Origin of the sequence: Streptomyces sp. NPDC050759 (genome assembly GCF_044456945.1) — a bacterium.
Classification (GTDB): Bacteria; Actinomycetota; Actinomycetes; order Streptomycetales; family Streptomycetaceae; genus Streptomyces.
Map to the genome: position 1 here is coordinate 378,798 of NZ_JBITGI010000006.1, position 19,666 is coordinate 398,463.

The 19,666-nt window shown below is 71.3% G+C and carries 16 protein-coding genes; 4 read left to right on the top strand and 12 right to left on the bottom strand.

Annotated features, from left to right (window positions below):
• Positions 1–34: 34 nt before the first annotated feature.
• The 8 genes from ACIBJB_RS21080 to ACIBJB_RS21115 all read right to left on the bottom strand — a co-directional run bounded on the left by ACIBJB_RS21080 (position 35) and on the right by ACIBJB_RS21115 (position 9,030).
• On the bottom strand, positions 35–1,648 hold the full coding sequence (locus tag ACIBJB_RS21080; RefSeq protein ID WP_398932610.1) for an NlpC/P60 family protein: 1,614 nt from the start codon (positions 1,646–1,648) through the stop codon (positions 35–37).
• A gap of 137 nt (positions 1,649–1,785) precedes the next feature.
• The gene (locus tag ACIBJB_RS21085) at positions 1,786–2,841 is read right to left on the bottom strand and encodes an NAD-dependent epimerase/dehydratase family protein (RefSeq protein ID WP_398932611.1); all 1,056 of its coding nucleotides are present in this window, start codon (positions 2,839–2,841) and stop codon (positions 1,786–1,788) included.
• Positions 2,842–2,924: 83 nt separating this feature from the next.
• Positions 2,925–3,521 carry a hypothetical protein gene (locus ACIBJB_RS21090; protein ID WP_398932612.1) on the bottom strand — a complete coding sequence of 199 codons (597 nt, stop codon included), beginning with the start codon at positions 3,519–3,521 and terminating at the stop codon, positions 2,925–2,927.
• Between the two features lie 130 nt (positions 3,522–3,651).
• Complete coding sequence (locus ACIBJB_RS21095; RefSeq protein ID WP_398932613.1) at positions 3,652–4,905, bottom strand: glucarate dehydratase family protein; 1,254 nt, start codon at positions 4,903–4,905, stop codon at positions 3,652–3,654.
• Positions 4,902–5,810: a 5-dehydro-4-deoxyglucarate dehydratase gene (locus ACIBJB_RS21100; RefSeq protein WP_398932614.1), complete on the bottom strand. Its 909-nt coding sequence runs from the start codon at positions 5,808–5,810 to the stop codon at positions 4,902–4,904. The genes ACIBJB_RS21095 and ACIBJB_RS21100 overlap by 4 nt, the downstream gene beginning before the upstream one ends.
• A 27-nt stretch (positions 5,811–5,837) precedes the next feature.
• Positions 5,838–6,782 (bottom strand): carbohydrate ABC transporter permease, encoded by a 945-nt coding sequence (locus ACIBJB_RS21105; protein ID WP_398932615.1) that lies wholly within the window; start codon positions 6,780–6,782, stop codon positions 5,838–5,840.
• Positions 6,779–7,699 carry a carbohydrate ABC transporter permease gene (locus tag ACIBJB_RS21110; RefSeq protein ID WP_398932616.1) on the bottom strand — a complete coding sequence of 307 codons (921 nt, stop codon included), beginning with the start codon at positions 7,697–7,699 and terminating at the stop codon, positions 6,779–6,781. Before ACIBJB_RS21110 ends, ACIBJB_RS21105 begins: the two co-directional genes overlap by 4 nt.
• Complete coding sequence (locus ACIBJB_RS21115; protein ID WP_398932617.1) at positions 7,696–9,030, bottom strand: ABC transporter substrate-binding protein; 1,335 nt, start codon at positions 9,028–9,030, stop codon at positions 7,696–7,698. The genes ACIBJB_RS21110 and ACIBJB_RS21115 overlap by 4 nt, the downstream gene beginning before the upstream one ends.
• A gap of 175 nt (positions 9,031–9,205) precedes the next feature.
• On the opposite strand from ACIBJB_RS21115, the gene ACIBJB_RS21120 reads away from it, so the two are divergent.
• The gene (locus ACIBJB_RS21120; protein ID WP_398932618.1) at positions 9,206–10,072 is read left to right on the top strand and encodes a fructosamine kinase family protein; all 867 of its coding nucleotides are present in this window, start codon (positions 9,206–9,208) and stop codon (positions 10,070–10,072) included.
• Between the two features lie 228 nt (positions 10,073–10,300).
• Here ACIBJB_RS21120 and ACIBJB_RS21125 read toward each other — a convergent pair whose 3' ends face one another.
• Entirely contained in the window at positions 10,301–12,472 is a 2,172-nt protein-coding gene (locus tag ACIBJB_RS21125; RefSeq protein ID WP_398932619.1) for a hypothetical protein, read from the bottom strand.
• Positions 12,473–12,563: 91 nt separating this feature from the next.
• Entirely contained in the window at positions 12,564–12,947 is a 384-nt protein-coding gene (locus ACIBJB_RS21130) for a DUF5997 family protein (protein ID WP_398932620.1), read from the bottom strand.
• 58 nt (positions 12,948–13,005) lie between these two features.
• Here ACIBJB_RS21130 and ACIBJB_RS21135 point away from each other — a divergent pair, with 58 nt between their 5' ends.
• Positions 13,006–13,794 carry a LysR substrate-binding domain-containing protein gene (locus ACIBJB_RS21135; protein ID WP_398932621.1) on the top strand — a complete coding sequence of 263 codons (789 nt, stop codon included), beginning with the start codon at positions 13,006–13,008 and terminating at the stop codon, positions 13,792–13,794.
• A 278-nt stretch (positions 13,795–14,072) separates the two neighbouring features.
• Here ACIBJB_RS21135 and ACIBJB_RS21140 read toward each other — a convergent pair whose 3' ends face one another.
• Positions 14,073–15,242, bottom strand: coding sequence for a GDSL-type esterase/lipase family protein (locus ACIBJB_RS21140; RefSeq protein WP_398932622.1), 1,170 nt, complete (start codon positions 15,240–15,242; stop codon positions 14,073–14,075).
• Between the two features lie 4 nt (positions 15,243–15,246).
• Positions 15,247–15,828, bottom strand: coding sequence for a TetR/AcrR family transcriptional regulator (locus ACIBJB_RS21145; protein WP_398932623.1), 582 nt, complete (start codon positions 15,826–15,828; stop codon positions 15,247–15,249).
• 70 nt (positions 15,829–15,898) lie between these two features.
• Here ACIBJB_RS21145 and ACIBJB_RS21150 point away from each other — a divergent pair, with 70 nt between their 5' ends.
• A complete protein-coding gene (locus ACIBJB_RS21150; protein ID WP_398932624.1) occupies positions 15,899–16,399 on the top strand; it encodes an FBP domain-containing protein in 501 nt (166 codons plus the stop codon).
• Between the two features lie 510 nt (positions 16,400–16,909).
• Entirely contained in the window at positions 16,910–19,582 is a 2,673-nt protein-coding gene (locus ACIBJB_RS21155) for an ATP-binding protein (RefSeq protein ID WP_398932625.1), read from the top strand.
• Positions 19,583–19,666: the final 84 nt, after the last annotated feature.

Sequence of the window (19,666 nt, forward strand, 5' to 3'; positions counted from 1 at the left end):
TGAAGGGAGTGCCCTGGTGTGCGCGCGTGGTGTGTCAGACGGGCCGTATCGCGCCGCGGATGATCGACTCGCCGGTCGGGTAGATCGACTCCTCGCGGATGGACGCACCCGGGCCCGGCGCGTGGATCATCATGCCGTTGCCGGTGCACAGGCCCACGTGGCTGAAGTCGTCGTGGAAGAAGACGAGGTCGCCGGGTTGCATGGCGTACAGGGATACCGCCGTGCCGGTGCTCGCCTGGCCGAGGGCGGTGCGGGGGAGGGAGACACCGGCGACCTTCCAGGCGGCCTGGGTGAGACCGGAGTTGTCGTACGAACCCGGGCCCGCCGCGCCCCAGACACAGGGCTTGCCGATCTGGGAGCGGGCGAAGGCCAGCACCTGGATGACCTTCGAGTCGTAACCGGGGTCGACGGTGGGGAGCTCGACGCTCGGGGCCGCGGCCGGCTGCGGTGCCAGCCAGTCCGGTTCGGGGGCGCGGGGGGCCGGGATGGCCGGGATGCTCGGGACGGGGGCGGCCGACGGAGGTGCGATCGTCGCGAGGGGGGCGGTGAGGGCTGTGGCGTACTCGGGGTAAGCCGTGGTGGGTTGCGCGGAGTACTCGGCGAAGGCTGTGGTGGTCTGCGCGGCGTACTCGGGGAAAGCCTGGGTGGCTTGTGTGGCGTATTCGGGTATCCCGGTGCCGAGTTGGCTGCTGTAGTCCGTGAACCCCGTGGTGGTTTGCGCGGTGTACTCGGGCTGTACCGTGCCGAGTTGCCCGGTGTAGTCGGGGAACCCCGTGCTGATCTGCGGGCTGTACTCGGGATATCCCGCGCTGACCTGCGGGGTGTACTCGGGGGCCCCGGTGGTGGATTGCCGGGTGTAGTCGGGGATCGCGGCGGTGGGCTGCGGGACGTACTCCGGGAAGCCTGTGGCGGGTTGGGCGGTGTACTCGAGGGCCTCGGTGACGGGTTGCGGCGCGTACTCAGGAACGCCGGTGACGAGCTGCGGCGCGTACTCCGGGACCCCGGGGGTGACGAGTGGGGAGCTGCCCAACGCGGGTATTTCGCCCGTGCCGGTGAGGTTCTGCGAGGCCGGTTCCGGTGTCCACGAAGGTGACTGGGGCGGTGCGGCGGTGAGCGCCGCCGGTGCCGACTCCGGTGCGCTGGGCAGGGCGAGCATGGGCGCGGCGGTCAGTTCCGGCACGGCGCGTTCGGCCGGCCTCGGATCGCGTGCCGAGGGAGCGTCCGATGGCGGGCGCTGGCGACGTGACTCGGCAGGGCGGGCGGCAACGCGGTCGGAGGGCAGGGTCGCCGCGACCATCGGGCCCGTCTTCGCGCGGGCCGCGCCGTACCACTGCTTGGCGATGTCGTCGAGGGCGGGATCTCCGCCGGTCCTGCGGCCGCCGCCGGTCGCCGGACCGGTACGGCCGCGGGTGCTCGACGCCGTTCCGGCCGCGCGCGTGGCGTTGTAGGTACCGGAGTCGGTCTCGGCCCGGTCGTAGAGATTGGTGACCCGTCGGCTCACCTCGTCGGGGCTCGGCCCCTCGTCCGCGGCGGCGTTCCCGGTCTGCGAGAGGAGGGCCGCGGAGGCGATGGCGGCCGTCGCGAGTGCGGAGTTGCGCTTGGCCGGGAGGCTGAACCCTCCATTGCGCGATGTTCGATCCGGCGCCATGAAAGACATGCCCCTTCCGTCGTGCTGCTCGCCGTCAACTTAGCCAACTTGTGTGGCTCCCGTGAAGGTTGAAGTGTGAAAAGCGTGAGATGTACCTGTGACCTTCGTCGCGTGCGAGCCGGTTCTCCCGGTGCGGATCAGCGTTTTCCCTGGTGGGAGAGCCACGCCTCGTAGTGGTCGAGGACCGTCTCCTCGACCGGGCGATAGACGAGGCCCAGTTCGTTCACGCTGCGGCTGTTGTCCACCTGGAAGCGGATGCCGAGGTGTTTGCGGATGTAGTCCTGGGTCAGTCCGAAGGCCGGGCCGAGGACGCGCACGGGCCAGTGCGGGAGCGCGGTGCGCGGGATGCGCAGGACGCGGGGGTACCGGGTGCGGATGATGCGGGACATCTCGTGGAACGACGTCATCGTCGGCGCGGCCAGGATGTAGCGGCCCTTCGCGTCGGGCTTCTCCGCCGCCGCGAGGTGGGCGTCGGCCACGTCACGGACGTCGACCGTGGTGAAGCTGAAGTCGGGGGCGCCGTAGAAGAAGTAGCCCTTGAAGAGTTCCTCCAGGAGGAAGAGGCTGCCGGACTCGGAGGCGGGCGCGAGCGAAGGGCCCAGGATCAGGCCGGGGTTGACGGACACCATGTGCCAGCGGTCCTGCGCGGCCTCGGCGTACCAGGCCGCGCGCTCGGCGACCGTCTTGGCGTAGTGGTACGGGTTGTTCTCCACCGTGCTGCTGGTGTTGAAGTACTTCTCCGACAGGACCTGCCCGTCCATGTCCCGCACGTCGGAGTAGTCGCCGAAGATCGCGCCGACCGTGGAGGTGAAGACCAGCCGCTCGACCGTGGGCGTCCGCTCGATGCCGGCCAGGACGTTGCGGGTGCCGGTCAGGGCCGGGTCGACCATGTCCTTCTGGCCGTCCTTGATCTTCTCCGGCATGAAGAACGGCGAGGCGACATGGAAGACGACGCGGCAGCCCGCCATCGCCTCGTCGAAGGAGCCCTCATCGAGGAGGTCGGCCTCGAACAACGTGAGCCGGCCGGGGAACTCCGCTTCCATCTGCCGCAGCGGCCGCACCTTCGCCGCGTTCGCGAGACTGCGCACGGTGGCGTGCACCTCGTAACCCCGCTCCAGCAGCCGCCGCACCAGATGGCTGCCGACGAAACCGCTGCCGCCGGTCACCAGGACGCTGCCCGACTCCGCACCCATGCGTCACTCCTCCAGCCAGGGAGTGACATTGAAGCACCGGCGGATCTCCAGCGGGAGGTGATCCGACTCGGCAAGCAGCCCGGCTACTGCTCCTCTCGCAATCGTGCCCAGGTGTGGGTGTCGAGGCTGTCGTGGGGGCCGATGCGGGAGAGTTCGGCGCCGTCGCGTCCCAGGGCCACGATGACGGGACGCAGGCCGTGGCTGCGGCGGGGGGACGTCCACGCAGCGATGAGCGTGCGTCGCTCGGGAGCGTCGATCCGGCGGTCACCGATGAGCACGTGATCCACGTCCCGCCCGAGTCGCACTTTGGCGCAACTGATCCATGGGGCCGTGGTGAGGGAGTGCGGAAGGTCGCGGCCGCGGGTGAGACTGAGGGCGCCCGCGCCGTTGCACACGTCGAGCACGTCGACGTCCACAGGATCGTCTCCGGAGCCGCTGCCGCACCCCACGGACCGCCACCGCTCGCCGTACCACTCCAGGAGCACAAGGTGCTCACGCATCCGCGGTGACTTCGGACGCCACTCGAGCCATATGGCTCCGACCCCGGCGTTGTCGTCGACATCGGCCGAGACCACGGTCAGTACGCGTCGGGGCATCCACCGCGGCTGCGGCTCGTCTCCCGCCAGCACCCGCGTCACCACACCCCGCAGAAAACTCTCCCACCGGAGTCCCGTGCGCACTGGTTCTCTCCTTCCGGCATGAGACTGGGGGTGACTCGGACCAGTGTCCGCCGTCCCCGTGCCCGCTCCCAAGGGGGCGGCAAAGACAAGGCGCCCGGGTTCGCCGGGCGCCTTGTCTCATGGGGGCCTGTCACCAACGGGGAAGCGTGAGCTCGTAGTCGGGCTGGAATCGCTGCATGTATCCGGTGTCGTCGCGGCTGCGTACCCCGGAGTCGAGGTACAGGCGGTGCAGTCGGTCCAGGGCCTCGTGGTCGAGTTCCACACCGAGGCCGGGTCCGGTCGGCACCTTGACCTCGCCGTCGCGGAACTCCAGGACACCGGGGAGGACGACGTCGTCCGCCGGGTTCCACGGGTAGTGCGTGTCGCAGGAGTGGTCGAGGTTCGGGATCGCCGCCGCCACATGGGTCATGGCGGCCAGGCTGATGCCCAGGTGCGAGTTGGAGTGCATGGACAGGGCGAGCCCGAACGCCTCGCACACCGCGGCCAGTTCACGGGTGCGGCGCAGGCCGCCCCAGTAGTGGTGGTCGGTGAGCAGGACCTGGATCGCGTTCTGTTCGATCGCGGGCCTCAGGTGCTCCCACGCGATCACGCACATGTTGGTGCCCAGCGGCATCGGCGCGTCCTTCGCCACCGCCGCCATGCCCTCGATGCCCCTGGTCGGGTCCTCCAAGTACTCCAGGACACCGTCGAGTTCGCGGGCGACGTACTTCGATGTCTCCACCGTCCAGGCCGTGTTGGGGTCCAGGCGCAGCGGCTGTCCGGGGAAGGCCTCCGCGAGCGCCTTGATCGCGGCGATCTCCTCGTCCGGCGGGAAGACACCGCCCTTCAGCTTGAACGACCTGAACCCGTACCGCTCCTGCATCAGCCGGGCCTGCTCCACGATGCCGGCCGGATCCAGGGCGTCGCCCCAGTCGTCGCCGACGGCGGCGCGGCCGTCGAGGGCCGGGTGCTCGGCCCACTTGTAGAAGAGGTACGCGGCGAACGGCACCGAGTCCCGGACCGTCCCGCCGAGCAGGTCACTGACCGGGCGGCCGAGCAGCTTGCCCTGCGCGTCCAGGCAGGCCACTTCCACGGCGGAGGTGGTCCAGCCGCGCTCGTGACTCGAAGGCACCGTGGGCAGCAGGGCGGCGTCGATCGCGGCGCCGACGGCGGTCGTGTCGAAGACGTCCATGCCCGCGACGACCTTCGCGGCGGCCTCGAGTCGCTCCAGGCGGGCGACGCCGCCGGGGGACTCCCCGAGGCCCACCGTGCCGTCGTCCAGGACGAGTTGGAGGATGATGCGCAGGGCGAGGGGCTCGTGCACGCCGTTGGAGTTGAGCAGCGGCGGGTCGCGGAAGGCGATCGGGGTGACGATCAGCTCCCTGATCCGAGTCGGGTCGCTCATGCGCCGACCACCTCCAGGCCGTGGTCGATGAGCTTGGACAGCCGTGCGACGTGCTCCGGGGTCGGGTCGACCAGGGGCGCCCGTACGCCACCCACGTCCAGGCCACGCAGGGCCACTCCTGCCTTGACCAACGCGACGGCGTACCCCGGTACCTCGTCGCGGAGCTGGACGAGGGGGCCGTAGAACTCGTCGAGGAGGGTGTCGAGCAGCGGTCGGTCGCCCGCGGCGAGTGCCCGATGGAAGGCGAGGGCGATCTCGGGCGCGAAGGCGAACACGGCGGAGGAGTACAACGGGACGCCGATGCCCTGGTAGGCGGGCGCGGTCATCTCCGCCGTCGGGAGGCCGTTGAAGAACTGGAAGTCCTCCGTGCCGGGTACGGCCCGGACTGCCCGCACGATCCGGTGCATGCGCTCGATGTCGCCGAGGCCGTCCTTGAGGCCGACGACCCTGGGCAGCGCGGCGATCTCGGCGGCCGTCTCCTCGGTGAGGCGGGCGGTGCCGCGCTGGTAGAAGATCACCGGGAGTTCACTCGCGGCGGTGACCTCCTCGACGTAGCGCACCAGGCCCCGCTGCGGGGCCGTCACGAGGTACGGCGGGAGCAGCAGGATGCCATCGGCGCCGGCCCGCGCGACGCGGGCTGCCTGGTCGCGGGCGACCGGGGTGGGGCCGCCGGCCGCGGCCAGGACGGGCACCCGGCCCGCGGTCGTCTCGACCGCGACCCGGGTGGCCCGCTCGATCTCGTCGGGCGTCAATGCGTGGAACTCACCGGTGCCGCAGGCGACGAACACGCCGCCCGCACCGGCCGCGACGCCGCCGGCGATGTGCCGGGCGAGCCGTTCCTCGTCCAGCGAGCCGTCCACGGCGAACGGCGTCACCGGGAAGAACAGCACTCCTTGGAACTTCATGTCTCCCTCAAACGTGGGGGGTCGGGGTCAGCCCTTCGTGGCACCGGCGGCGATGCCGGTGACCAGGGAGCGCTGGAGGAGCAGATAGACGATCAGGCTGGGGATCAGGGCGATGACCGCGCCGGCCAGGACCACCCCGGAGCCGACCTCGGGGTCGGTGCGCAGGATGGACAGGGCGACGGTGACCGTGTAGTCGGTGGGGTCCTTGGCGGCGATCAGGGGCAGCAGGTACTGGTCCCAGATCATGATGAAGCCGAGCACCCCGGCCACGCCCAGCGCGGGCTTGCACAGCGGCAGGATGATCTGCCACAGCATCCGCAGTTCGCCGACGCCGTCGAGGCGGGCCGCCTCCTCTATCTCGGCGGGGATGTCCCGCATGAACTCGGTCAGCATCATCACCGAGAATCCCCAGGCGCCCAGCGGCAGGATGACACCCCAGACTGTGCCCTTCAGGTCCAGGTGGACCACGGGCACGTCACCGAGGACCAGGGACAGCGGGATCGCGATGACCTCCTCGGGGAGCATCAGCGTCATCATGAACAGCATCATGATCAGCGCCTGGCCCCGGAACCGGTGCCGGGCCAGCGCGTACGCGGCCAGCGTGCACACCACGAGCTGCAGCAGCAGCCCGCCGCCCGCGATGACGAGGGAGTTGCCGAGGTAGTCCCAGATGCCACGCTCGCCCGCCACCGTGAAGTTCGACAGCGTGTTGTCGTGCGGCAGGAACGACAGCGAGGATCCGCTGGGGTTGGTGGTGAAGGCGCCCGAGAAGATGGTGAGGAACGGCGCCGCGAAGATCGCGAGGGCGATCACGCAGAGCAGCACCCTGAGTCCCCAGGCGAGACCGGGCTTGTCGTTCCAGCCGAGGGCGGTGTCGAAGCGGGCCGGCGTGGTCCGCCGCTCCTTGGCGGTCCGTCCGGCCGGGGTGTCAGGTGCCGCCGGCCGGACGGGGTCGATGACGGGGGCGCTCATCGCGCTTCTCCCCTCGTGCGGAGGTGGTTGACCAGGACGGTGAGCAGCAGCGTCACGCAGAGCAGGACGACCGAGGCCGCCGAGGCGCCGCCGATGTCGTTGCGGGTGAAGCCCAGGGTGTAGGCGCGGGTCATCCAGACGTCGGTGGACCCGGCGGGACCGCCGCCGGTGAGGACGTAGACCTCGGTGAACACGCGCAGTCCGCGGATCGTGGCGAGCGTGAGCACGATCATGAGCGCCGGACGGATCGCGGGAAGCGTGACGAAGCGCAGCCGCTGCCACAGCGAGACCCCGTCCATCGCCGCCGCTTCGTACAGCGAGCGGTCCACGCCCGCGAGGCCGGCGAGGAAGATCACCATGTTGTACGGCGCCCAGATCCAGATGCCCATCACCATCGTCGAGTACAGAGCGATGTCCGGGTTGTCGAGGTACTGGACCGGACCGAGTCCGAAGAAGTGCAGGCCGCTGTTGAGCAGGCCGTCGGAGGTCGGGTAGTACATCAGCCGCCACAGCTCGCCGACGACCGCGGTGGCCGTGACGGCGGGCAGGAAGACGGCGGTACGGAGGAACTTCAGGGAACGGGCCTGGCCCTCCAGGAGCAGGGCGAGGGCGAACCCGAGCAGGATCGCGCCGACCGACTGACCTATGCCCAGGATCAGGGTGTGTCCGATGGCGTCCTGGAAGCGGTGGTCGGTCAGGACCCGGCTGTAGTTCTCGAGGCCGATCCACTTGTCGCCGAGGAAGGGCCTGACGTCGAAGAAGCTGAGCCAGATGCCCTTGGCCATCGGCCAGAACTTGAAGACGAGGGCGAGCAGCAGGCCCGGAGCCAGGAACAGCCAGGGGACGACGGCCTTCTTGTCGAAGGCCCTCCTGCCGGTGCTTCGGCGCGCCGCGGGGGCGGGGACGGTAGCGGTCATTTCAGCAGGTCCTGGTCCTTGAGGTCACCGGCGAGCGTGTCGTTCAGCTCCTTGAGCTGCGAGCGGACGTCACCGCCGCAGTACGTGAAGATCGCGTTCAGTGCGTCGGCGGTGTCCTGCTTGATCGGGGCGAAGTCCGGCGCGTTCGGGAACTGCTCGGAGGCGTCCTCGTAGGCCTTCTGTACGACACTCCAGCGGGCGTCGTTCCTGACCTTCGCCGCGTCCAGCGTGGAGTTGACGGGGATGCGGACGACCGGCTGGTGGCCGTCGACGCTGGTCATGGCGATCTTCTGGCCCTCGGCCGAGACCAGGAAGGAGGCCAGCGCCAGCTCCTGCCTGTCCTTGCCGGTCTTGGCGCCGAGGTAGACGTTCTCGCCGTCGGCCAGCACATCGCCGCCGGCCGGGCCCGCGGGGGCGGGGACGACCTCGTAGGTGTCCTTGCCGGGCGTGGCGTCGAAGGTGGTGATGTTGTACGGGCCGGTCATGTACATCCCGGCGTTGCCGTCCTGGAAGTTGGTCGCCGTGGCCGTGACGGCGGTGATCGCGCCGGGCTGGACGACACCCTTCTTGCCGCAGAAGAGGTTCTCCTTCATCCAGGTCACGGCGTTGATGGCGGCGGCCGAGTCCATGGCCGGGGTGTATGTGCCCTTGCCGTCCGGCGCGATGATCTGCGCGCCGCCCTGCCACAGGAAGCTCGCGCCCCACCAGGCGGCGTAGCCGTTCTGGGCGCTGGCCGGTGCGACGATGCCGTAGGTGTCGGCCTTGCCGTCGCCGTCCGGGTCCTCGGTGGCGAAGGCCTTGGCGACGGAGAGCATCTCCTGCCAGGTCGTCGGCGCCTTCAGCCCGAGCTTCTTCAGCCAGTCCTTGCGGATCATCAAGGTCTGGGCCTGACGCGAGTACGGGATGCCGTAGTGCTTCCCGTCGATGCCCACCGTGGAGGACCAGGACTTGTCGGTGATCCGGTCGCCGCCAGCGATCGAGGCGGGGTCGATCGGCTTGAGCAGGCCCTGGCTCTGGTAACTGCCCATCAGCGCCGTGTCGTTGATCATGACGTCCGGCAGGTCCTTGGTGGACGCCCGGCTCTGGAGCTGCTGGTCGAAGTTGATGACCGGCTGGTAGTCGATCTTGATGTCGGTCTTCCTGGTGAAGGCGGCGAAGACCCGGTCGTAGGTGGCGGCCGAGTCCGGATTGCTCCGGGTCCAGACCTCCAGCGTGTTCGGATCGCTGCTGCCCGCGCTGTCGGAGCCGGAGCCACAGGCGGCCGTCGCGAACATCATTCCCGCGACGGTGGCCGCCGCGGCCAGGCGGCGTCGTCGTCGGCGATCGCCCATGGGCACACTCCGTTCATATGCGTGAACTCGCTTCACGCATCTAAATGATCGGCCAAGCTACGGATCGTTTCTTCCGTATGTCAAGACATGGCTGGGAGTCTTCACAGAGGCTGTGCAGGAGCCTTTCGGGAAGGCTGGTGCGAAAGCAGTGGTGTGAGTGATCAGGGAGACGCAGGTGTACGACGACAGCGACGGCCCGGGTGCGGCGGCCGAGCGACTCACCGGCCGTACGGCGACGGAGGAGCGCCCGCTGTCCGGCGCACTGACCGAGGTGGTCCTCGACGACGGCCGGACGGTGATGGTCAAGCGCGCCGACAGTCCTGAGGAGGCCCGGGCGGAGGCGGCGGGGCTGCGCTGGCTGGCCGGGGCCGGCCCGGTCCGGGTGCCGATCGTGTACGGCCAGGACGGCCACTGGCTGGTCACCGACCTGATCCCGCGGGGACGGCCGAACCGGGAGGCGGCGCTCGACCTGGGCCGGGCGCTGGCCGGGATGCACCTCGCCGGGGCACCCGCCTTCGGCTCGGCGCCGCCCGGTGGCCCACGGGACGCGTACATCGGGCGGGCCCCGATGCGCAACGCCGAAGGCGCCGAATGGCCCGAGTGGTACGCCGAGCACCGGGTGCTGCCGTATCTGCGGAGCGCGGTGGACGACGGCACGATCGAGCGCTCGGAGGCAGAGGTGATCGAGCGGCTCTGCGCGCGGCTGCCCGACCTCGCGGGCTCCGCCGAGTCGCCCGCCCGGCTGCACGGCGACCTGTGGAACGGCAACGTGCTGTGGGGTGCCGACGGCCTCGCCTGGCTGATCGACCCGGCCGCGCACGGCGGCCACCGCGAGAGCGACCTCGCGATGCTGCATCTCTTCGGCTGCCCGCACCTGGACGAGGTGCTGCGCGGCTACCAGCAGGTGGCACCGCTCGCCGACGGCTGGTCCGACCGCATCGGGCTCCACCAGCTGTTCCCCTTGCTGGTGCACGCCGTGCTGTTCGGGCGGGGATACGCGGAACAGGCCCTCAGCACGGCGAAGGCGGCCCTGGAACGGTGAGTACACCGGTCCGGGCCGCCTGGGCTCGCGACACCGACGACGAGGAGAGCGAAGGGACTGGAGCTCTGAGAAAGCCGGTTTGCAACCGGTGAGAAGGAAGCCCCTTCATGGCCTCGTGCGTGACGTCGAGGGCGAGGAAAGCGGAAGGGCTGGGAATCCAAGCCCCATGGGGGCTCTTCGAATGGAGAAGGAAGCCCTTCCATGGCCTCGCCATGAGAACCGTAACAGTCACTCGGGGATCAGGTCGCGCAGATTTTCCGGGGTGATGACGACAGAGTCCGGGTGCAACCCCTCGGGCCGCTCCAGGCCGATGTAGGTCACGGGCACGTCCGGCACCGACTCGGCGTCCCAAGCCGCCACGTCCGTACCGCCGTTCGCCATCAGGCCGGTCAGATACCCGACCGTGAGCTGCTCGCGCTCGAGGACGGCGCGCAGCAGCGTCGCCACCGACACCTGGTTGCCCTCGACGCGGTTGTACGCCGGATGCCCCTTCAGGTACAGGTGCAGCCACTTGGCGTGCCAACTCCCGTCCTCCGCACGCCTGAACGCCAGCGGCAGCGCCACCCGGCCCGGCCCGCGCAGCTCCGACTTCATCCGCACGGTACGCGCCTCGAAGGGCCGCCCCCGCTGCTCGCCCTCGCGCAGCATGAACCCGAAGAACGACTCCTCGGCCTCCTCGAACCCCTCCCCGGAGAAGATGTTGACCTGCGGGACGATGTACGTGCCCCGCACCGCCCCGAGCCGCAGGTTGATGAACTCCGAGGCGCCGTCGGGTGCGTTGGTGATGTCACCCGAGTGCTCGCCCTCCACCTCGCGGAGATTGGTGTACGACAGCCACGACACCGTGTCGTACTGCGCGTCCAGGAGCAGCGCCGACAGGTCGTAGTCGGTGACCCGCTCCGCCTGCTTCCAGTACACGAAGAAGCGCAGCAGCTCCCCGTCGACCGGCGAGACGGAGCCGCGGGGCAGCACACCGAGTCCGGCCGAGGTGGCCCGCCCGCTGAGCGGAAGCGCCACGTCGAGGATGTCGGGGCCCACCAACAGGCGCTCCGGGGACGGGAGTCGGCGACTGATCTCCGCGTCCAGCGCGGCGATCAGCCGCTCGCGGTCCGCCTCCGGTACGGCCGTACGCGTGTCGTCGGCGACGTGCGCGCGGCCGAGACGGTTGATGAACACCCGCTTCCGGCCCGTCTCGTCGGCCCGATTGTGCAGGTACTCACGCACCGACAGCACGACCCGCCCGGAGACCTCCGGGGCGGTCTGCTCGACGGAGGCCACCACGGCGTCCCGCTCCTCCTGCGTGCGCGCGGTGCGCAGCAGGCGGTCCAGCGCGCGGAAGAGCCTGCCGGGCGCGGACCTGAGCAGTTCCGCCGCCCCGGCGACGTCGTCCGCACCGAGCAGTGCCTCCATGCGCGCGTCAAAGGTGTACGCCTTCTGCTCGCCCCGGGCGACGGCGAACACCTCGGCGGCACGCGGCCACTGCGGGTACTCGTGCGGGTGCAGACGCTCACCGAGCCGCTTGAAGGCCTCACGGTGCGCCAGGACGTCGGCGAGCTTGGCCGGAGCCGCCGCGACGACCGAGTCGAGCCCCGCGAGCAGCGCCCGGCGGGCCGGCCGCGACAGCGCGCGGAACCGGGTCGGCTCCTGGAGGGACACGTCCCCGTCCGACAACGCGCAGGCGAGCCGCAGCACATCGGTGACGGTGTCGAGCAGCAGACCCGAACCCGCCTTCAGCCGGGCCTCGTTCACGACGGCACGGTTCTCCCGCACCGGGATCTCGTCCGGCTGGGGTCCGTCGGCGCAGTGCTCGGCGAGCACCTTGAGGTCGGCCAGGTGCTCGTCGCCGAGCGGCGTGGTGCTCCCGGCCAGCGCCAGGTACAGGGCGGTGACCTCGTCGTCCAGGGCGCCGCCCAGGTGCAGGACGGTCAGCCGGTCGCCCACCGCGGCCGTCAGCTCGTCGTGCGCGGAGAGCATCTCGTCGTACGTGTGCTGGTAGTTGCCGTACGACGGCAGCGTGAGCAGGTTGAGCACGCCGTTGCGCAGCTGGGTGAGGACGCCGGAGCGGGCCTTGCCGTCCTCCAGGGCCTCGCGCACGCAGCGCGTCCAGAACTCGAAGGTGTCCGGGACGTTGGCCGGGAAGTCCTTGAAGTAGACGTTGTGCCGCACATGGTCGCCGGCCATCTCACGGACGGCGGCGAGCGTACCCACGGCGGTGTCGACGACCGTGGCCTCCGACAGCCCCGACATCGTCCTCAGCGCGTCGGCCGACAGCTTGAAGCCGACGGACATCAGCGCGGCGTCGAACTGCCGCGCCACGACGGCGCCTTCCCCGACGGGACCCGCGGGGGAGGGGAGACGGAGGGTGTGCCGGATGACCAGGCGTTCCAGACGGTGGACCATTTCGGAATGGTCGCAGAGGTGTTCGATCCGGCGCACCGGAGTTTTACGGGGCCCCGGTCTTCCGCGAGTCGCGGTCTTCCGCGGGCCTGGGTCAGGACTCCTGGCCCTGCTTCTTCTCCTTGATGCGCGCCGCTTCTTTGCGGACCTCCGCCTGCGTGGCGCGCTCCTTCTCCAGCCACTCGGGACCGTCCTCCCGAAGCGCCTCGATCTGCTCCGTGGTGAGCGGCTCGGTGACCCCGCCGCGTGCGAGGCCCGCGATGGAGATGCCCAGCCTGGCCGCGACGACCGGGCGGGGGTGCGGGCCGTTCTGGCGCAGGTCCTGGAGCCACTGCGGCGGATTGGCCTGGAGTTCGTTCAGCTCGGCGCGTGAGACCACGCCCTCCTGGAACTCCGAGGGGGTGGCGGGGAGGTACACACCCAGCTTCTTCGCCGCGGTCGCGGGCTTCATCGTCTGGGTGCTCTGGTGCGACTTCATGGAGTCCAGACTATCGGCCGCGCACGAGACCTCCGACCACAGTGGGTAACCTTGCCGCGTGACAGACTCGCCAGAACCCCCCTCCTTCCGGCTCGCGTACGTCCCCGGGGTGACGCCCGCCAAGTGGGTGCGGATCTGGCGCGAGCGGCTGCCGGACATCCCCCTGGAGCTCCTCCAGGTGAGCGCCGCGGAGGCCTCCGACCTGTTGCGCGACGGCGGTGCGGACGCCGGTCTCGTACGACTGCCGGTCGACCGTACGGTGTTCAGCGCGATCCCCCTCTACAGCGAGACGTCGGTCGTCGTGGTCCCGAAGGACCACGTGGTGACCGCGGCGGAAGAGGTGACCCTGGAGGATCTGGCCGACGAGGTCGTCCTCCATCCCCTCGACGACGTCATCGGCTGGGACCGGCCGCCGGGGGAGCCGGCCTTCGAACGCCCCGCCACCACGGCGGACGCGATCGAGTTGGTGGCGGCGAACATCGGCGTCCTCGTCGTCCCGCAGTCCCTGGCCCGCCTCCACCACCGCCGTGACCTCACCTACCGCCCGGTCACCGACGCCCCGCAGTCCGACATCGCCCTGTCCTGGCGGGAGGACGCCACGACGGACATGGTGGAGGACTTCATCGGCATCGTCCGGGGGCGGACGGTCAACAGCTCACGGGGGCGCACCCAGCCCGAGCCGGAACGCAGGGAACGGCCCGAGAGGGGCAGCGGCCGCAAGCCCGCGGCGGGTGCGGGGAGGGGCGCGGGGCGCGGATCTTCCGGTGCGGCCAAGGGTTTCCGCGGTGGGTCCAGCGGCTCAAAGGGCGCGGGCACCCGGCGGGGGAAGCCGAAGCGCAGGGGTTAGCTTTCCTGGGGGCTGGGGGCTGGGGGCTGGGGGCTCGGGGCCGGGTGCTAGGCGTCGGGTGCCCGGTGCCCGGTGCCCGGAGCCCGGAGCGGGGAGCCCGAAGCCTGGGGCCTGGGGCCTGGGGCCTGGCGTCAGGAGCCCGGAGCCGGGTCCGCGCGGCGTTGCGGCCTCTCCTCCCCGCGGACCTGGCGCGGTCGTCCCCGCAGGCGGCGCCGTCCCGGGCGTGCGAATGCGAGCCGCCCCTGCGATTCGGCTGCCCCGGACACGCGCCCGCCGCTTCAGTCGCTGCCGAACACCCCGTCGGCCCCGAACGCCACCGCCGCGAACCGTTCGCCCATCCGCCGGTGCGTCGCCGCGTCCGGATGCAGGTCGTCCGGCAGCGGCAGCTCCGCCGAGTCGTTCTCCCCGTACAGCTCGCGCCCGTCGAGGTAGTGCAGGTTCGGGTCCTCGGCGGCCCTCTGCTTCACGATCCGGGCCAGCTCCTCGCGGATCACCTGGAGGGTCAGCTTCCCGGTCGCGCGTTCCGCCGTGTCGCCCAGCGTTCTGAAGCGCAGCCGGCCCTCGCCGAGCTCGCTGACGTCCGGGAAGGAGGGCCCCGGGGTGTCCTCGTGGATCGGGCACAGGATGGGCGAGACGACCAGCAGGGGCGTGTCCGGGTGGCCCTCGCGGATCGTGTCGAGGAAGCCGTGAACCGCGGGACCGAAGGCGCGCAGCCGCATCACGTCGTGGTTGACGATGTTGATACCGATCTTGACGCTGATCAGGTCGGCGGGCGTGTCCCGCACGGCCCGCGCGGTGAACGGGTCGAGCAGCGCGCTCCCGGCCAGGCCCAGGTTGATCAGTTCCACCCGGCCCAGCGTCGCGGCGACCGCGGGCCAGGTGTTCCTGGGGCTCGCCGCGTCGGAGCCGTGGCTGATGGAGCTGCCGTGGTGCAACCACACCCGGCGATCGGCGGGCGGCGCGGTCCCGACGGGGGCATCGGTGCGCAGGGCGATCAGCTCGGTGGTCTCGTTGTGCGGCAGCCATATCTCGACGTCCTTGACCTCGCCGGACAGCCCGTCGAAACGGATGGTGCCGTGCGGCCCGGACCGCAGCTCGGACGTCCCCTCGGCCATGTCAATGGTGATGACGTTGCCGCCGAGCACACTGCCCTGCCCGGCCGGCCGCCCGTCGACGACCAGGTCGTACACGCCGTCGGGCCTGGGCGGCGCGCCGACGTAGGTCCGCTTGGTCGGCAGCGCGTCCAGCTCCACCGCGGTGGCCCGGGTGCGGAAGACCAGCCGTACCCCGGAGGGCTGGGACTCGGCCATGGCCAGCTGCCCGTCGGTGTTCTGGGCTCGGGCCCGGGCGGGCAGCCGGTGCGGCAGCACCCCGTGCTCGGTGTGCTCGACGTCGAGGGCGCCGCGCAGCAGGTCGGCGGTGACGGGTGTGGTGATCCAGTCGTGCATGTGCTCAGCCTGTCGATGGAGGGGTGGTCCAGTTGCGCAGCAGCGCGTCGAGGGCGTCCAGGATCCGCGTCCAGGACTCCTGGGAGTCGGGGGAGCTGTGGCTGAACCCTCCTGCCCCCTCCAGGCTCGCGTAGCCGTGGAAGGTGCTGCCCAGCAGCCGTACGGCATGGGTCTGGTCGGGTTCGGGCAGGTCGTAGCCGCGCAGGATGGCCCGCATCATCTGCGAGTGCCGTACGCCCGCGCTGGCCGCCGCGGTCTCGGGGTCGAGCCTCAGCCGGGCGGCGGCGGCACGGCCGGGGTGTGCGTGGGCGTAATCGCGGTAGACGTTCGCGTAAGCGGTGAGGGCGTCCTTGCCGGCCCGTCCGGCCACCGCGTCCGCGGAGAGGTCGGCGAGCTCCTCCAGGGCGAACAGGGCGATCCGGGTCTTGAGGTCCTGGGAGTTCTTCACATGCGAGTACAGGCTCGCGACCTTGACGCCGAACCTTCGGGCGAGCTCGGAGACGGTCACCTGCTCGAAGCCCACCTCGTCGGCCAGCTCGGCGCCCGCCCGGACCAGTCGCTCCGTGCTCAGCCCTACTCGTGCCATAGCAGTCCTCTCGTTCGCCAGAAGCCATTATGCATTTGCCTAAGTCTTTTAGGCAATCTAGCGTGAGGCTATGGAACCGCTGACCGAGCAACAGATTCGTGCCGCCTTCGTGAACTGCACCAAGGGCGAGGCGAAGCGGCTGTCCGTGCCGCGTGACCTGGCCGAGCGTCCGTGGGAGGACCTGGACTTCCTCGGCTGGCGCGATCCGCAGGCCCCCGACCGCGCCTACCTGGTGGCCGTGCTGGACGGCCGCCCGACGGCCCTCGCGCTGCGCGGCTCCGCCGCCGGCTCCTGGCAGACGCGGCGCAGCATGTGCTCGTTGTGCCTGACCACCCACTCCGGCGGGGTCTCCCTGATGGTCGCGCGGAGGGCGGGCAAGGCGGGGCAGCAGGGCAACTCGGTCGGCGCCTACATGTGCGACGACCTCGCCTGCTCGCTCTATGTGCGGGGCAAGAAGGACGCGGGCGCCGGTGCACGGCTGCACGAGACGCTCACCCTGGACGAGAAGATCCGGCGGACGGTCACGAACCTCGCCGCCTTCGTCGCCAAGGTGACGGGCGGCGCCATGTAAGGCGCCCGCGCCCTGGGGGAGTTCCCTCGGGGAGGTCAGGAGAGGTACCTCGTCTGCTGTGCCGTGTTCACCACGGTCCGGCCGCTCGCCCGAGTGAACGACCCGGCCGCCACCCAGGATCCGGCACATCGCGCCCAGCTCTCGCGCCCTCGCGCCTTGCGCCCCGCCCCGGCGTGCCTCGCTTCCGCGCGGCCCGCGCCCGCGCGCCTTGCGCCCCGCCCCGGCGTGCCTCGCTTCCGCGCGGCCCGCGCCCGCGCGCCTTGCGCCCCGCCCCGGCGTGCCTCGCTTCCGCGCGGCCCGCGCCCGCGCGCCTTGCGTCCCGCGCCCCCGCCCCCGCGCGCCTCGGGCCCCGCCCCCTCGCGCCAAAGCCGTACGCCGACAAGGCCCGCCCCCCTTCCGTCCCTGCCGAACCACAGCCGATGCCGACGACGTGCTCGGAGTCGCGTCGAGGGAATCGGACCGTCGGTGGAGCAGGGGCGTTCCGGCGTCCCCGGTGGCAGAATCGGGCGCGTGGATCGGGGGATCCTCGAGCGGGAGCCCGAGCTGGCGCGACTGGCCTCGGCCGCGCGGGAGGCGGCGGACGGGGCCGGATCCGTGGTGCTCGTCTCCGGAGAGGCCGGTATCGGCAAGTCGAGCCTGGTGAAGGCCCTTCCCGGTCATCTGCCGGACGGCACCAGGATCCTCGTCGGCGAGTGCGACGACCTCGCCACCCGCAGGCCCCTCGGCCCCTTCCGCGACCTGATCGGCAGCGTTGGCGGCGAACTGGCCGGTGCCGTGACGGAGGGCGGCGACCGCCATCGCGTCCACGAGGCTCTGCTCGAAGAACTACGCGGAGCGGTACTCGTCGTCGAGGACGTCCACTGGGCCGACGAGGCATCCCTGGACGCCCTGCGCTTCCTGGTCCGCCGGCTGGAACGCCTGCCCGCCCTGCTCGTCCTGACCTACCGCGACGACGAGTTGAGCCGTGAGCATCCCCTGCGGCAGCTGCTCGGCCAGGTGTCCCGGGCGCCCCGCGTGCACCGGCTGCCGCTGGCCCGGCTGTCCCTGGACGCCGTGCGCACCCTCAGCGCCGGCCGCGTCGACCCCGCCCAGGTGTACGCCGTCACGAACGGCAACCCCTTCTTCGTCGCCGAGATCGTCGCCGCCGGGGGTACCGGGAGGGTGCCCCCGACCGTCGTCGACGCCGTGCTCGCCCGGCTGCGAGGTCTGCCCGGCGCCACGGTGGACGCGTTGGAGCAGTTGGCCGTCGTTCCCTCCGCCGTGGAACGCCCGCTGGTCGACGCACTGCTCACGGACGGGGCGTCCGTCGCGGCGGTGCCGCAGGAACACGGTCCGCTCGCGACCGGGGTGTCCGCCCCGGCGGCGGACCCGCACGGCCCGCTCACCGACGGGGTGTCCGTTCTGGCCGCCGCCGAGCAGCGCGGTCTGCTCACCGTCACCCCGGAACGGGTGGCGTTCCGGCACGAGCTGATCCGCCGGGCCGTGGCCGACTCCCTGCCCGCCGCCCGCCGCATCGGCCTCAACCGGGCCGTTCTCGCCGCTCTCGTCGCCCGGCCCGGATCCGACGCCGCCCGGATCGTCCACCACGCGGCCCAGTCCGGCGACCAGGATGCCGTCGCCCGCTACGGCCCCGACGCGGCGAAGGACGCCTCCTCCACGGGCGCCCACCGCGAGGCCGCCGCCCAGCTCCGGCTCGTCCTGCGCGACCAGCACCGCTACGCCCCCGCCGAACTCGCCGACCTGCTCGAACGCTACGCCGTCGAGAGCTACACCATCGCCGACTCGACCGCCGCCGTCGCCGCCCAGCGCGAGGCCGTCGCCCTGCGCCGCGCCCTCGGCGACACCCTCGCCCTCGGCGCCGACCTGCGCTGGCTGTCCCGCATCCACTGGTGGGCCGGCAACGCCGACCAGGCCCAGGAGGCCGCCCGAGAGGCGGTGGCGGTCCTTGAACACGCGGGCGACGACCGCCTGTTGGCCCTCGCCGTCAGCAACACCGCCCAGCTGCGCATGCTGTCCGAGCGCTACGCCGAGGCCGTCGAACACGGCGAGCGTGCCATCGTCCTGGCCCGCAAGGCCGACGATCCGGCGATCCTCGCGCACGCCCTCAACAACGTGGGCACCGCCCGCTGGCGCTCCGGAGACCCCGGCGGGCGGGCCGAGCTGGAGGAGAGCCTCGACGTCGCGCTCGCCGCCGGCGAGGTCGAGCACGCCTGCCGTTCCTACGCCAACATCATCTGGACCCTGCTCGACAACCTCCAGTACGACGAGGCCGACACGTTCCTGCCCCCGGCGATGGAACTCGCCGACCGCGCCGAGCACTTGGGGTTCCTCAACTACCTCCACGTCGAACTCGCCATGCGCAGGCTCGCCGCCGCCGACTGGGACGACGCCGAGAAGCACGCCGAGTACGGCATGCACGACTTCATCCCGGCCCGTTGTCCCGCCCTGACCGTCCTGGCCCGGGTCCGCATCCGCCGCGGCCGCCCCGGCGCCGACGAACTCCTCGACGAGGCCTGGGAGATCGCCGTAGGGACGAAGGAACTGCAGCGCACCGGACCGGTGGCGGTGGCACGGGCGGAGTCGGCCTGGCTGCGCGGGGACACGCAAGGGGTGATCGAGGCGGCCGCGTCCGTCCACGCCCAGGCGAGCCGGCTGCCCGGCGCCCCCCACCGGCCCGAACTCGGCTACTGGCTCACCAAGGCGGGTCATCGCGTCCCACCGGACGACTCCGACCATCCGTACGCCGTGCAGGCGCGCGGGCAGTGGCGCCGGGCCGCCGAACTCTGGCAGGCCGCGGGCTGTCCCTACGAACACGCCGCCGCGCTCGCCGAGAGCCCGGACCCCGCCGCCAAGCTGGAGGCCCTGGCCGCCTTCGACGCACTGGGTGCCGAACCGGCGGCCCACCTGCTGCGCGTCGAGCTACGACAGCTCGGCGTGCGCCACGTCCCGCGCGGCCCCCTCGCCGCGACCCGCGAGAACCCCGCGGGCCTCACCGACCGCCAGCTCCAGGTCATACGGCTGCTCGCGGAAGGGCTCACCAACGCGGAGATCGCCGCCCGGCTCGTCGTGTCGGTCCGCACGATCGACAACCACGTGCGGGCGGTGCTCGACAAACTCGACGCATCGGGCCGCCGCCAGGCCGCCGTGCGCGCGGCGGAGCTCGGACTGCTGCCCCCGACCTAGGTATCCCGGAGCGCCGAGCTGGGTGACGGTCACGGATACCCGCTGCCGTGTGACGCGAGTAGAACGGACGAATCAACCCGATTC

What these genes read in the sequence shown, in the direction of transcription:
- ACIBJB_RS21085 (WP_398932611.1), bottom strand. Translation starts at nt 2,841, where the DNA reads ATGGGTGCGGAGTCGGGCAGCGTCCTGGTGACCGGCGGCAGCGGTTTC.
- ACIBJB_RS21100 (WP_398932614.1), bottom strand. Translation starts at nt 5,810, where the DNA reads ATGAAGTTCCAAGGAGTGCTGTTCTTCCCGGTGACGCCGTTCGCCGTG.
- ACIBJB_RS21080 (WP_398932610.1), bottom strand. Translation starts at nt 1,648, where the DNA reads ATGGCGCCGGATCGAACATCGCGCAATGGAGGGTTCAGCCTCCCGGCC.
- ACIBJB_RS21150 (WP_398932624.1), top strand. Translation starts at nt 15,899, where the DNA reads ATGGAACCGCTGACCGAGCAACAGATTCGTGCCGCCTTCGTGAACTGC.
- ACIBJB_RS21110 (WP_398932616.1), bottom strand. Translation starts at nt 7,699, where the DNA reads ATGACCGCTACCGTCCCCGCCCCCGCGGCGCGCCGAAGCACCGGCAGG.
- ACIBJB_RS21115 (WP_398932617.1), bottom strand. Translation starts at nt 9,030, where the DNA reads ATGGGCGATCGCCGACGACGACGCCGCCTGGCCGCGGCGGCCACCGTC.
- ACIBJB_RS21125 (WP_398932619.1), bottom strand. Translation starts at nt 12,472, where the DNA reads ATGGTCCACCGTCTGGAACGCCTGGTCATCCGGCACACCCTCCGTCTC.
- ACIBJB_RS21130 (WP_398932620.1), bottom strand. Translation starts at nt 12,947, where the DNA reads ATGAAGTCGCACCAGAGCACCCAGACGATGAAGCCCGCGACCGCGGCG.
- ACIBJB_RS21105 (WP_398932615.1), bottom strand. Translation starts at nt 6,782, where the DNA reads ATGAGCGCCCCCGTCATCGACCCCGTCCGGCCGGCGGCACCTGACACC.
- ACIBJB_RS21140 (WP_398932622.1), bottom strand. Translation starts at nt 15,242, where the DNA reads ATGCACGACTGGATCACCACACCCGTCACCGCCGACCTGCTGCGCGGC.
- ACIBJB_RS21095 (WP_398932613.1), bottom strand. Translation starts at nt 4,905, where the DNA reads ATGAGCGACCCGACTCGGATCAGGGAGCTGATCGTCACCCCGATCGCC.
- ACIBJB_RS21145 (WP_398932623.1), bottom strand. Translation starts at nt 15,828, where the DNA reads ATGGCACGAGTAGGGCTGAGCACGGAGCGACTGGTCCGGGCGGGCGCC.